Source organism: Povalibacter uvarum (genome assembly GCF_014202975.1).
GTDB lineage: Bacteria > Pseudomonadota > Gammaproteobacteria > Steroidobacterales > Steroidobacteraceae > Steroidobacter > Steroidobacter uvarum.
Genome location: NZ_JACHHZ010000002.1, coordinates 985,577 through 998,895, shown reverse-complemented (window position 1 = coordinate 998,895; position 13,319 = coordinate 985,577). Strand labels below are relative to the sequence as shown.

At 62.9% G+C, this 13,319-nt stretch carries 12 protein-coding genes; 5 read left to right on the top strand and 7 right to left on the bottom strand.

Annotated elements, in window-relative coordinates:
* Positions 1-16 precede the first annotated feature (16 nt).
* From HNQ60_RS10640 to HNQ60_RS10630, 3 genes are all read right to left on the bottom strand, one after another.
* Complete coding sequence (locus tag HNQ60_RS10640; protein ID WP_184331451.1) at positions 17-1,258, bottom strand: porin; 1,242 nt, start codon at positions 1,256-1,258, stop codon at positions 17-19.
* A gap of 291 nt (positions 1,259-1,549) precedes the next feature.
* Positions 1,550-1,963, bottom strand: a complete 414-nt coding sequence (locus HNQ60_RS10635) for a type 2 periplasmic-binding domain-containing protein (protein ID WP_184331450.1) — start codon at positions 1,961-1,963, stop codon at positions 1,550-1,552.
* 13 nt (positions 1,964-1,976) lie between these two features.
* Positions 1,977-3,200, bottom strand: a complete 1,224-nt coding sequence (locus tag HNQ60_RS10630; RefSeq protein ID WP_184331448.1) for a hypothetical protein — start codon at positions 3,198-3,200, stop codon at positions 1,977-1,979.
* A 415-nt stretch (positions 3,201-3,615) separates the two neighbouring features.
* Between HNQ60_RS10630 and HNQ60_RS10625 the strand changes: the two genes are divergently transcribed.
* The 3 genes from HNQ60_RS10625 (at position 3,616) to HNQ60_RS10615 (ending at position 5,716) form a co-directional block, all read left to right on the top strand.
* Entirely contained in the window at positions 3,616-4,089 is a 474-nt protein-coding gene (locus tag HNQ60_RS10625) for a flavodoxin family protein (RefSeq protein ID WP_184331446.1), read from the top strand.
* 225 nt (positions 4,090-4,314) lie between these two features.
* The gene (locus HNQ60_RS10620) at positions 4,315-4,908 is read left to right on the top strand and encodes a hypothetical protein (RefSeq protein WP_184331444.1); all 594 of its coding nucleotides are present in this window, start codon (positions 4,315-4,317) and stop codon (positions 4,906-4,908) included.
* A gap of 199 nt (positions 4,909-5,107) precedes the next feature.
* Positions 5,108-5,716 (top strand): DNA-3-methyladenine glycosylase, encoded by a 609-nt coding sequence (locus HNQ60_RS10615; RefSeq protein WP_184331442.1) that lies wholly within the window; start codon positions 5,108-5,110, stop codon positions 5,714-5,716.
* Between the two features lie 86 nt (positions 5,717-5,802).
* Here HNQ60_RS10615 and HNQ60_RS10610 read toward each other — a convergent pair whose 3' ends face one another.
* Positions 5,803-7,440: a methyl-accepting chemotaxis protein gene (locus tag HNQ60_RS10610; RefSeq protein WP_184331440.1), complete on the bottom strand. Its 1,638-nt coding sequence runs from the start codon at positions 7,438-7,440 to the stop codon at positions 5,803-5,805.
* Between the two features lie 334 nt (positions 7,441-7,774).
* On the opposite strand from HNQ60_RS10610, the gene HNQ60_RS10605 reads away from it, so the two are divergent.
* Entirely contained in the window at positions 7,775-10,012 is a 2,238-nt protein-coding gene (locus HNQ60_RS10605) for a YgiQ family radical SAM protein (RefSeq protein WP_184331438.1), read from the top strand.
* An 87-nt stretch (positions 10,013-10,099) separates the two neighbouring features.
* On the opposite strand, the gene HNQ60_RS10600 is transcribed toward HNQ60_RS10605, so the two are convergent.
* Positions 10,100-11,161 carry a lipid A deacylase LpxR family protein gene (locus HNQ60_RS10600; protein WP_184331436.1) on the bottom strand — a complete coding sequence of 354 codons (1,062 nt, stop codon included), beginning with the start codon at positions 11,159-11,161 and terminating at the stop codon, positions 10,100-10,102.
* A 34-nt stretch (positions 11,162-11,195) separates the two neighbouring features.
* Positions 11,196-11,561, bottom strand: coding sequence for a hypothetical protein (locus HNQ60_RS10595; RefSeq protein ID WP_184331434.1), 366 nt, complete (start codon positions 11,559-11,561; stop codon positions 11,196-11,198).
* Here HNQ60_RS10595 and HNQ60_RS10590 point away from each other — a divergent pair.
* Positions 11,554-12,471: a LysR family transcriptional regulator gene (locus HNQ60_RS10590; protein ID WP_184331432.1), complete on the top strand. Its 918-nt coding sequence runs from the start codon at positions 11,554-11,556 to the stop codon at positions 12,469-12,471. The genes HNQ60_RS10595 and HNQ60_RS10590 overlap by 8 nt on opposite strands.
* 104 nt (positions 12,472-12,575) lie before the next feature.
* Here the strand turns inward: HNQ60_RS10590 and HNQ60_RS10585 are convergent, their stop codons facing one another.
* Entirely contained in the window at positions 12,576-13,175 is a 600-nt protein-coding gene (locus tag HNQ60_RS10585; RefSeq protein WP_184331430.1) for a class I SAM-dependent methyltransferase, read from the bottom strand.
* Positions 13,176-13,319 lie beyond the last annotated feature (144 nt).

Genomic DNA, 13,319 nt, shown 5'->3' with positions numbered 1-13,319 from the left:
AGTGCTTCCCTCTCGATCAGAAAATGAAGTCGAACGTGAGACTGTAGATGTTGACCGAATCGCTGAAGCCGGCCGGTGCCGCGGAGAAGAAGCCCTTGCCGCCGTCCTTCGGCTCGACGTGATCGATCTGCGCCTTCACGACCGCGCCCTTCAGCACGGAGAACGAAGGCACGTCGTAGCGCAGGCCCAGCGAGTAAGTGTTCTGATCGCTGACCGCCGACGCGAGTCCATCGATCGAGGCGTCGAGCGCAGTCAGCGCCGGACGCAGCGGCGCCGGTGCGCTGGCGATCTGAATTTCCTCGTTGCTGCGCGCGCTGTCGACGTTGAGCATCGCGACCGTTGCGTATGGCGTGAACGAACCGAAGCGATTGCCGAACGTGAAGTAGGAGCCGCTCAGTTCCGGCACCGTGATCGAATCCGTGCCGCGATGCGCATACTCGGCCACCGCGAACTGCGTACCGTTGTCGTACTGCAGACCGAGGTTGAGGATCGGCGACTTGTTGCCATCCATGCCGAGGCGGTTCGCGAGATCCGCGTAGCCGAGTGCCGTGAGCGACGTCTTCAGCGTCGCGAGGCCCGGATGCTCGTCGTCGTACTGCTTGTCGCCGTAGCCAACGCGGCCCGTGAACGAACCGTACTCGCCGGTGAGCGCGACGCCGTACCAGTCCTTCACATCGAGCTTGTATTCACCTTCGCCTGTCGTCGTGTTCGGCAGCTTGAGCTCCGAGTTGCCGTAGTACGGCTGCACGGTGAGGCGGACCGGTCCGAGGTTCGTGCGCCACAGGGCGTCGACACCAGCGAGCTGGTACACCGGAGAGATTCCGTAGACTTCCAGCGGCGGGCGCACCCAGATGTTCGAGTAGCCGACGTAGATCGAGTCGGAGAACATGAATGTCGGCGGGCGCGTGAGACCTGCGCGCACGGCGAGGTTCGACACGGGCTGCCACTTCAGGTAGGCCCAGTCGACGCTCGGACCGAAGTCACCGTCAGTTTCACGCTTCACCACGCCCTGCGCGGTGAACGACCATTCGTCGCTGAACTTGACCGTGCCCTGCAGACCGATGATCGAGTCGTACTCGAACGTGCCGGAGGAATCGATTCCGTCCATGTCGTTCGTCGTCTTGAACACGACGCCATCCTCGTCGAGCTCGGAATAGCCGGCGGTCGTGAAGCCGTTGTAGGAAAACTCCACGGCGGAGCTGACTGACGGCAGTACAGCTGCGACGGCGAGCGCGATGAGGGAAGTGCGGAATCGCATGAAACTCTGCTCCTGATCCTTAAGAAAAAGCATGAACGACACGGCGTCGTTCACGTGCCGGCTATCGGAGCAGCGCAGCAGTCCCTTGAGGAGCAAAGACCGGAACTTCGAGACGAATCACGCGAATTACGGCGGACCCTGAAGGAGGGCGCAGAGGTATCTAGCGGGGTCGCGTGGGGGAGGTTGCGGTCAAGAAAGGTGGAGGCGCAGAGGGCTGCGAGCTGTGAGCAACGAGCCAGAATCCTGAAGGACGCTCTGGCTCATCGCTCACCGCTCGCCGCTCATCGCTTCTTACAGCTTCAGCGCCACCTTCACCGATCCGTCCACTGCGGACGAGTCGATGTAGCCGATCGCCTTGGCATCGCCAGCGACGAATGCCTTCACGTCAGCATCGCTCTTCAGTTCCTTGGGCGGAGTGCCCTTGCCCGTGAAAGTGATGCGCGCCCACGTGGCCTTCACCTGGGCAGCCGAACGGCCGGTTGCCTTCTGGTAGAAGTCACCGCGGATGCCGGCAGCTTCCGGCTGGTCGGCGAGTGCGACGCCGCTGCCATCGGGGAACGTGGTGGCGGTGCCGAGATAGATCGCCGACACCTGATCCGCGCTCAACGCAGCCGCGGGGTTCTTCGGGTTGACGATCACGACGATGTCGGCATTCGCGCTGACGGCAGCCAGCGCGAGTGTCAGACCTGCAATAACGCTACGCATGGTTCTTCTCCGATTAGAAAATGAAGTCGAACGATGCGCTGATCATGTCCGTATCGCCGTCGAAGCCAGGCTGCACGTTGATGAACATGCCGTTGCCTTCCTTCGCTTCGATGTGATCGTACTGCAGCTTCACGATCGCGCCCTTGAGGACGGAGAAGCTGGGCACTTCGTAACGAACGCCGAGCGTGTACGAATCCTGGTCGTCGTTGCCGCCGGCCAGCGTGCTGTTCGCGACAGCAGCGAGCGGGGAGAACGGCGAGCCGGCAGGAATCGCCGAGCTCATGTTGCTGTCATCGCGACGTGCGGCGGCAATCGTGCCGTAAGGCATGAAGCTGCCGAAGCGATGACCGTAGGTCACGTAGGCCGAGTTCATGGCGACCGTGACGTACGAGTCGGTGTCGCGCTGCGCCACTTCGGCGATCGCGATGCTCGTGCCGTTGTCGTACTGAACACCGACGTTGATGTTCTTGATCTTCGTTCCATCGAGATCGAGAGCATTCGCATCGACGGCGCAACCCGTGCATCCGAGCGCGGCCATGCTGCGCAGCGTGGTGATCGGACCGACCAGCTGTTCAGTGGTCGTGCCGAGTTCGATCGAGGCATAGCCGGCACGGAACATGAAGGAACCGACTTCACCGGTGACCGCCATGCCAGCCCATTCGGAAACTTCGATTTCCATGGCCGGATCGCCGGCATCCAGCTTGCTGTCGCCGTAGTAAGGCTGCACGGTGACGGCGACGGGGCCGAGATTGTTACGCCACGAGAGATCCACGCCACGCAACTGGTAGGCAGGCGACAGACCGTAAACTTCCATCGGCGGACGCACCCAGCTGTTCGCGTAACCGATGAACACCGAGTCCGAGTACATGAACGTCGGAGCGCGCAGGTAACCGACGCGGGCGCTCAGGTTCGACGTCGGCTGATAGCGGACGTACGCCCAGTCGAGGTGCGGTTCCCAGTCGGCGGTCAGATCGGCGTAAGCCACACCCTGCACCGTCGCGGAGAACTGGTCGTTGAACTTCGCAGTGACCTGCACGCCGAGCTTGGAGTCGGTGGTGAAGGTGCCGTCCGAATCGATGCCGTCAGGCTGGCCGATGTAGCCGACCTGGGCGAGATCCGTATCGCTCTGCGCGTACGCGGCGGTCGAGAAACCGCTGTATGAGAAATCGACCGCGGAAGCCAGTGCGGGCAAAGATGCCGCCACGGCAAGCGCGATCGTGGAAATTCTGAATCGCATTGGTGACTCCGATGACTCGTTGAAGCGAGCCCCTTTGCTCGCAGTACCCGCTGTATCGGCGGGCACCGGGCTTGGCCTTACGCGGCATCGCCCGAACCTGCTCGCATGGAACGACCTGCATCCGCGTTAGGGGAGTGGAGCAAGGAAGCGCGGGGAGATGACCTGCGTCACAGACGGCTCGTCGGCCCTGAACGCAGTCCTCAGTTTCGTTATGTGCAGTAGTCCACCTGCGCTGCGATTGCCGACAGGTTCAGAACAGAAAATTTCCACGGGGGACACGGGGATCAGGGGGAAAACAAGAGAGGCTTGGGAGCGGAATTTCTTCCCCCGTGCACCCCGTGTTCCCCGTGGAAACTCTTCATCTTCTCCGCCGGCTGAGGTGTCTCGCTGACCCCTGCTCGCGTACAGTGACTGCATGGCAGCCAGTGCGAAACGGATCCTCCTCATCTATGGCGGCCACGCCGGCGGCAGGACGCTGCAGATGGTTCAGGCCGTGACGATGGGCATTCTCCAGTCGGGTGAACCCGTGGAGTTGCGGGCCCAGCCTGCGCTGGACGCCGATGCGGAAGATCTGCTCTGGGCTGAGGCGCTTCTCATCGGAACCCCCGAACACTTCGGGTACATGTCGGGGGCGGTGAAGGACTTCATGGACCGCACCTTCTACCCCGTCGAGGGCAAGGTCGAAGGCCTGCCCTACGCGATCTTCGTCAGTGCGGGCAATGACGGCACTGGCGCAGTGACATCGATCGAGCGCATCGCGCTCGGCTACCAATGGAAGAAGGTCGCCGAACCCGTCATCGTGAAAGGCGAGGTCGACGGCGAAGCGATGCAGCGCTGTGCCGAACTGGGCCAGGTGATGGCCGCGGGGCTGGCGCTGGGGGTCTTCTGAGGGAAGACGCGAGGCATGCCCGGACGGAAGGACTCCTCTCTGGCTCATCGCTCATCGCTCGTTGCTCATCGCCCTGCCCCGGCTCTCCACCTGTGACCCAGTCGACTTCCCACCTGCAATCTTTGGGCGAAACTCGCAGTCCCCTGTCAGGCACTTGAGGCTATCGCACGGAATCGCAGGGTCCGTCACAGCATGGAACCGCGTCGCTGCCGTTAACGGAAAATCATGTCCGCGCTCACTGCATCGCTGATCAACGATCTTCCCCGTCTCGCGGGGCTCGCGATCGCTTTGCTCGGGACGATCGTCGTCATCGCCGCGTATCTGCGCAGGGATCGCCGATCGGCCTATGCCGGCATGCACCGCGAACGCGTCCCCGTCCCCAAGCCCGCTGCTCATCGCGACGTGCCCACCGTACGGCTCGCCGATTCGCAACGCGTCGATCGACTCCGCAAGCTCGTGCGGCTCGCTCCCGGCGAACACATCGACGTACTGGAGAACGTTCCCGCTCCAGTACCGACACCACCGCGATTCCGCATCACGCTCAAACGGGTGTTGCGCATGGAAGATGGCAGCGTGGCGGTACAGATCGCCGTGGATTTCGGCGGCACGGCGGTCAGCTGCGGCCCGCTGGTAGAGGAAACGGCTTTCAATGAATTCGTGCTTCCCCGAGCCGCCCGCGATGAACCACGCAACTGCGTCTTCCATTACCAGGAGCACGGCGACTCGCTCGATTTCATGCGCATCAAGCTGCGCAGCGTCGACATGGATGCGGACATTGCGGAGATCGATGTGATGAAGACAGAGCTGGCTAGCCACTAGCCAGCTGGCCGGTAGCCCGACCCGGAAGGGCGAGCATCTGGTTGTGGGTGCTTCGTCACTCCCGCGAAAGCGGGAGTCCATGCCTTGCTCCGGACGGATTCCGCGTGCGCGGGAATGACGTAGCGCCACCACGCATGCGTGTCTCTGGCTAGCTGGCTAACGGCTAGCAGGCTAACCAGCTTTCTCCTCATACTCCCCCATGTCTTCCCGCAAGCTCCCCCGCTCTTTTTACGCGCGCGAGACGCTCACAGTCGCTCGTGAACTGATCGGGCTGCATCTCGTACGCGTCGGTGTGCACGGGCGCCAGGTGGGCCGCATCGTCGAGACCGAGGCCTACAAGGGTCCGCACGACCTCGCAGCGCACTCCTCACGCGGTCGCACGAAACGAACCGAAGTGATGTTCGGTCCGCCGGGACATGCGTACGTCTACCTCATCTATGGATTCTGGAACTGCATGAACGTGGTAACGGCCGCGGACGGCGTTCCGCACGCCGTCCTCATTCGTGGACTCGAGCCCGTCGCCGGAATCACCGACACGACGCATGGTCCTGGCCTGCTTTGCCGCGCGTTGCAGATCGATCGAGCCCTCACGGGCACCGACTTGACGGGCGGCACGCTCTGGATCGAGCGTCCCACGCGAGATGTCTATCGAAAGCCTTCGATTGCACGGAGCACGCGCATCGGCGTGGACTACGCCGGCGAATGGGCAAAGAAGCCCTGGCGATTCTTCGACACGAAGTCACCGTACGTATCGACGGTGAGCGCGGCGAGAAGGAAGAAGATGCTCCCTGCTCCGACCAGCACTTGAGAGGTGCCCGTCATCCCCGCGCAAGCGGGGATCCATCCGATGAAAGGCATGGATTCCCGCTTACGCGGGAATGACATCCAGTTCCCTCAGAACTCCTGCCAATCCGCCCCCGCCACCTTCTTCGCAGCAGGAGCCGACGGGGCCGCGGCAGCAACCGGCGCCTTTTGCACCGGCGCGGCAGCGACTACGGGGCGCGGCGCCGAAGCGCCGCCTTCGACGCGGAACACGGCGATCAGATCCGTGAGCGACCTGGCCTGGCCCTTCATCGACTGCGACACCGAGGAAGTCTCTTCCGCCATCGCGGCGTTCTGTTGGGTCATCTCGTCCATCTGCATGATGGCGTTGTTGACCTGGCCGAGGCCGTTCGCCTGCTGCGAGCTCGCTTCGGAAATCTCGCCGATGATGTCGGCGACCTTCTTCGCGGCGGCGACGATGTCGTGCAGGTGCTTGCCGGATTCGTCGACGAGCTTCGATCCGTCCTGGACCTTCGTGACGCTGTCCTGAATGAGCTCCTTGATCTCACGCGCCGCAGTCGCACTGCGCTGCGCGAGATTGCGGACTTCCGATGCGACGACCGCGAAGCCGCGGCCCTGCTCGCCGGCACGCGCGGCTTCGACAGCAGCGTTCAGCGCCAGCAAGTTCGTCTGGAACGCGATCTCGTCGATCACGCCGATGATGTCGGCGATGCGACGGCTCGACTCGTTGATCTCGCTCATCGCGGAGACAGCACGCGTTGCAACGGAGCCGCCGCGCTCGGCGCGATCGCGCGCTTCGGCGGCTAGCTGGCTTGCATGGCGCGCGTTCTCGGCATTGCGCTTCACGGACACCGTCATCTCTTCCATGCTCGATGCCGTCTCTTCCAGGCTCGCGGCCTGCTCGGAGGTGCGCACGTTGAGACGATCGATGCTCGAATTGATGTCGGCAGCCGCGTTGTCGACAGTACCCGACGTCGTGCGCACGTCGCGAATCAGCGTGCCGAGCTTCTGCCGCAGCGTTTCAATGCCATGCAGCAAGCTCGAATCGTCGCCCGGCTGCAGACGCACGGACGTCGTGAAATCGCCGCCGGCGATCGAGCGAACGGTGTCGGCCGCCAGTTCCGGCTCACCGCCGAGGCTGCGGAAGACGCTGCCGATCAGGATCCACGAACCGATGCCGAGCGCGAGGATCATCACGACAGCCATGACCAGGCTGACGATCAGGCTGCGCTGAATGTTTTCGGTACCACTGGTGAGCAGCGAACGGAATTCGCCGATCGCGTCTTCCTGCGCCTTCGTGAGCGCAGTCTTCAGCACTTCGGAATTCTGCTGCATCTTGCCGATCGCGGTGCCGGCATCGCCGGTCCCTGTGCCGAGCATGATGTGCGTCGCCGCAGTCGCCGCGCTGTAGTAGTCGTCGAACGCCTGCTGCAACTGTTCGTCGCGCCGGCTCTCGGTGTCCACCGCAGCGAGATCCTTCAGTGCCTGGCGCGCTCCCTGCGCTTGCTGCTCGGCACCGGTCAACGCTTCCTGATCGCCTTCCGCGACGGCGCGCTGCAGGGACTCTTCGATGCTGGTGACGTGCGAACGCAGCGTGCGCAGCGCTTCCACAGTCGGATACTGGACTTTCTCGACCCGCACGAGAGCGGCCGAGGTACGCGAGGTCATCTGGGAGCTGACGAACAGACCGACGGCCACGATGACGGCCGTCATGATGGGCAGCATCCAGATGCGTTGTTTGAACTTCATGGTTGGGCTCTTCCGGGACAATGACGGCGGTCCACCCCTTTGTGGCGACGCAATCCCTTAGCGGCACCCCGGCCGGGGCCTGAAGGTGCACAGTTCTCAGTCCGGGACCCGTGTCTCCCAGATGCCCTCTCGTCAGGGTTGGAGCTGACCCGGCCTTCAGCAAATGCCTGCCCACCCGGAGGGGTGGTTGGTCTGTCAGACGCCGCCCGTTCAGGAAATCCAGCTTCGTCCGTGTGCGGGATCGCCGCAGGCACGGGACCCACGGCCTGGGCTATCATTCGCCCCCTCCCCGCTGGCCAGTTGCCAGCAAATTACCGGCACATCAGCCACTTCCATGCTCCCCGCCCGCGAACTCTTCTCCTATCGCAAGTACTGGGCGTCCCGGTTCGGGACGGCTCCGTTCCTGCCCATGACCCGGGAGGAGATGGAGGCGCTCGGCTGGGACAGCTGCGACATCATCGTCGTCACCGGTGACGCCTACGTCGATCATCCGAGCTTCGGCATGGCGATCATCGGCCGCGTGCTCGAAGCGCAGGGCTTCCGCGTCGGCATCATTGCCCAGCCCGATTGGCAGTCGACCGCCGACTTCGAGCGCCTCGGCAAGCCGAATCTCTTCTTCGGCATCACCGGCGGCAACATGGATTCGATGGTGAACCGCTACACCTCGGATCGCCGCATCCGCAGCGACGACGCGTACACGCCGGGCGGCCAGGGCGGAAAGCGCCCCGATCGTTCCGTCATCGTTTATTCGCAGCGCGTGCGCGAAGCTTTCGGCGAAGTGCCCATCGTCGTCGGCGGCATCGAAGCCAGCCTGCGGCGCATCGCCCACTTCGACTACTGGTCCGAGAAAGTCCGCCGCTCCGTGCTGCTCGATGCGAAGGCCGACCTGCTCGTCTACGGCAACGGCGAACGGCAGATCGTCGAGATCGCCCACCGCCTCGCGAAGGGCGAGAAGATCGAAGACCTCACCGATCTGCGCGGCACGGCATTCGCCAGGAGAGCGACGCCCGAGGGCTGGACGGAGATCGATTCGGCGACGATCGATGAGCCGGGGAAGCTGAATCCGCCGGTAGATCCGTATCTGGATACGACGAAGCAGAGAGCGGCGAGCCAGAATGGGAACCCAGCCGGCTCCTCCGATTCCGGCTCACCGCTCGCAGCTCGCAGCTCATCGCCTCCTCCGTGCTCCAGCACGCAGTCCGCTGCCGTGAAGGTCGTGAAACTCTACCGCCAGGTGCCGACCTCCGACCGAGGCTCCTCCGTCATCCGCATGCCCTCGTTCGACGCCGTGTCGAACGATCCGATCCTCTACGCTCATGCTTCGCGCATCCTGCATCTCGAATCGAATCCGGGGAATGCGCGAGCCCTGGTGCAGCGTCACGGCAACATCGACGTGTGGCTGAATCCGCCGCCGATTCCGCTCGCGATGAAAGAGATGGATGCGATCTACGAGCTGCCGTACCGGCGCGTGCCGCATCCGTTCTATGAGAGCGCGAAGATTCCGGCGTACGAGATGATCCGTTTCTCGATCGCGATCCAGCGCGGCTGCTTCGGCGGCTGCACGTTCTGTTCGATCACCGAGCACGAAGGCCGGATCATCCAGAACCGGTCGGAGAATTCGATCATCAAGGAGATCGAGGAGATCCGCGACAGCGTCCCGGGATTCACGGGTGTCATCTCCGATCTCGGCGGACCGACGGCGAACATGTATCGCCTGGCCTGCAAGTCGCCGAAGATCGAGTCGGCCTGCCGTCGCCCGTCGTGCGTCTATCCGGGCATCTGCCCGAACCTCAACACGGACCACACACCGCTGATCAAGCTGTATCAGCGCGCACGGACGTTGCCGGGCATCAAGAAGATCCTGATCGGATCAGGCGTGCGCTACGACCTGGCGGTCGAGTCGCCCGAGTACGTGAAGGAACTCGTCCAGCATCACGTCGGCGGCTATCTCAAGATCGCGCCCGAAGCGATCGGCGAAGGCCCGCTGTCGAAGATGATGAAGCCGGGCGTCGGCACCTACTACAAGTTCAAGGAGCTGTTCGAGAAGTACTCGAAGGAAGCCGGCAAGGAGCAGTACCTGATTCCGTACTTCATCGCCGCGCACCCGGGCACCACGGATGAAGACATGCTCGAGCTCGCCGTCTGGCTGAAGAAGAACGGTTTCCGCGCCGACCAGGTGCAGGCGTTCCTGCCGTCTCCGATGGCCACCGCCACGGCGATGTGGCACTCCGGCAAGAACCCGCTGAAGAAGGTCACGCACTCGAGTGAGAACGTCGCCATCCCGAAGGGCCTGAAAGTGCGCCGCCTGCACAAAGCCTTCCTTCGCTATCACGACGCGAACAACTGGCCGATGCTTCGCGAAGCCCTGCGCCGCATGGGTCGCGCCGATCTCATCGGCAACGGCAAGCAGCATCTCGTTCCGATCTGGCAGCCAGCGGGTACCGGAGATGCGCCGGAAGGCCGGCGATCGGCACCGACAACTGCGCCGGCTGCAAGGAAGCCGCAAAAGTTCAGAACGCAGCACACGGGATTGAAGGGAGTGAAGATGCCCGGGGCGCGCAAGGGACGGTGACAAAAAAAAAGCCCGCCATGAGGCGGGCCAGGTTGGGGATCGAGGAACAACACGAACAAACAAGAAACTGCGATCCGGGGTGATCACCTAAAAGTTGTGACTCACCTGCACTCCTCCCCAGAACGCGTCGCGAGCACCCTTGCCCTCGCGCAATTCAGCGGTCTGGTAGTTGAGCGTGTAACTGATCTGGGTCTGCTCGAAGAGCTGCGTCACGACGCCGATCCAGACTTCGGCGACGATCGGTTCGATCTGCGAGTACGAGTACTCCACCGCGCTGTCGCGAAACTGGCCCTGCAGGAAGGCGTTGTAAGCGCGAGCTTTCACCCGGGCACCCGTGAAGAGATAGAACTCCGGTGCTGGATTCGTCCGTTCGGCCACGGGGACCGGCGCACCGATGTAATCCGTCAGTTCCGGCGCAAAGCTCCACCACGGCGTATTGAAGCGTCCGATGCGCATCGAGATCGCGGCGCTCGTTTCCGTCAGGTAGCCGACGCTGCCCTGCACGGTCGTCTTCACATCCATCGTGGCCGACGGATTCGCGATCCACAGATGGTGACGAGCGAGCGTGTAGCGCGCCGTGGGCTCACCGCCAGCGGAAATCTGGTTGTCGTAACCCGCGGGCGGCTCCGAGCCGACGAGTTCATGAACCGCGGAATGCAGATCGCTCGTCATCGACAGGCCCAGCACACCCACCGTCATGCTGCTCGACCACGCACCGCGGCCATCTGTATCGACGTTCACGCGACCGTTCGACATGAACAACAGGCTCGCGTACGGACGATCGTCGTGCAGCGGCTGCGACGACGTGATGTCGGCCGGCGTGAACGCAATCAGTCCGAACTGCCGCGCGTAGTGCACGGAGTGCGGCCGCGTAAACAAGCCATCGATGCGGCCCAGCAGCGGATCCAGCGACAGCAGACCGTCGCGCGCCGCATCACCTGAAATCGTGACGGCGAAGCCGCCAGTGTAGTCGCGGTCGTTCTCGCCACCGGCGAACAAATCGTTATCGATTTGTACGCGAACGCCGCTGACACCCTGGTCAACGTTCTGTTCGCTCGCCGACTGCGCGCGTGCAGGAATCGCTGCTGACAGCCACGTTGCTGTCACCAGGATCACCGTCGTAATAACCTCTTTGATTCGAGTTCCCATGCAATCTGCCTGTGCCAAGCACCAACGTCAGTCATTACGTGACGTCGCCTTCGTCGGATTCATTTGTCTTGCCGGGTACTACTGTCTCCGACTGCGGCGCGCGGATAAACGCGGGCAGCGGAATGACATTGATGAACGTCGGCACATGAATCCGGTGCGCAGCGATGAACGCGCTATCCGCACGATCGATAGCATCGCGTCCGTATGAATCGGCGCCTACCGAGGAAGGTCTGGCCCAGGCACTATCGATAGTGAGGGAAGAAAAGCCCTGTTTTTCGCCGTTTTTTTCGATCGGGAGTGCCTGTGGCCACCAGGGGCAGCGTGGCCAACTGAAGTCCAGGCGGTGATTGGGGTACGATTTCGACAGCCGACGCGGTGGCGGGAAAGCAAGAATGGACAAGTTCACGTGTATGCAGGCGCTGGTGCGCGTCGTCGAATCCGGCAGTTTCGCGGAAGCGGCGCGACGCATGGGCGTGTCGGCACCGATGGTGACCAAGTACATCAGTCACCTCGAGCAATCGCTCGGATCGCGACTGTTAAACCGTTCGACACACTCGCTGAGCCTCACGGATTCCGGCCACGCCTACTACCAGCGCTGCGTCCAGCTGCTCGAGGATCTCGATGAAGCCGAAGCGATCGCAGGCGCGCAGAGCTCTACGCCGCGCGGATCGCTGCGCATGAGCGTCTCGACAGATTTCGGCGTGAATCATCTGGGACCGGTGCTGCTCGAATACTCGCGCGAGTATCCGGATGTGCGCATCGATGTGTCGGTGAGCAATCACCTCGTCGACCTGATCGAGGAAGGATTCGATCTTGCCGTGCGCATCACGAACCAGCTGCGCACGAATCTCGTCGCCCGCAAGCTCGCGACTTCGAACCTCGTCGTCTGTGCAGCGCCTGCGTATCTGGAGGCGCACGGTACGCCGCAGATCCCGGAGAACCTGGTCCACCACAACTGCCTGGCCTTCAGCGACCCGACTCTGGCCGGAGAATGGCGACTGTCGAAGGAAGGACGCGTCTCCGTCGTAAAGGCGGCGGGCAGCCTGCGCGCGAGCAGCAACGAGCTCCTGAAACTCGCAGCCCTGCAGGGCCAGGGCGTCGTCCTTCAACCCACCTTCAATGTCAGCGACGAACTGCGCACCGGCCGCCTCGTTCCTTTGCTGACCGACTACGACGCCGGCGCCCTGGGCATCTTCATCGTCTATCCCCACCGCAAACACCAGACCGCGAAGGTGCGCAGCTTCATCGATACGCTGGTCGGGAGGTGGGGGGAGAATTCGGATGAGGATCCGTTCTGGAAGAAGCAATGAGCTGCGAGCTGTGAGCGGTGAGCCAGAGGGGTTTGGCTCATAGCCTCCTCTCACCACTCGTAGCTCGCGGCCTCGTCTCTGGCTCGCAGCTCAGCGCTCGCCGCTCACAGCCTCTTCTCTGCCGGCTTCTCCATCTCCCACTGCGCGAACGCCACCCCTCGCCTCACGTGCAGCCCAAAGCCCACGTGGCTGAAGTTGCGATCGAGCCTCTCACGGTACCAATTGGCCTCCCGCAGCTGAATGTCACTGTCGCTGCACGAGAGGTCGGCGTTGTCTGCCCAGTCCTCGTGTGTAGGAGCGTGGAAATACAGACCGCGACGACATAGCCGTCCCAGATTCGCGAGTGCACGGACGGATTCGCGGTCGGTCAGGTACTGGAGCACGTCGTAGCAGACGATGAGATCGAAACGCCGCGCTGGTCGATAGGCTGCAAGCGATGCCTGCGTCCAGCCGTACTGCTTGCAAAGATGCTCGCTCACCTCAATACCTGTGTAGGTCGCACCGGGAAATGACCGCAGCAGACTCGCCCTCATCAGCCCGAGCCCGCAGCCCGCATCCAGGATGGATTTCACGGGCAGCTCCAGATACCGCATGAGGCCCGCGATGGCGTTCGCTCGCCTCGACATCTCTTCGCGAGTTGTCACGCGAGTGCGGGGATTCTTGTAGAAGCGGCGGTAGAAGGATGGGTCGAAGCGGGTGGACATGAGGAAGGGCTATGAGCGGCGAGCGATGAGCCAGAAGTAGGAAGGGAAGATCTTACCCTCTTGCGTCAGCGGTTTTACTTCGCGGCACGCCCTCTGGCTCATCGCTCGCAGCTCACCGCTCGTCGCCCGCAGCTTCCTCTTGAT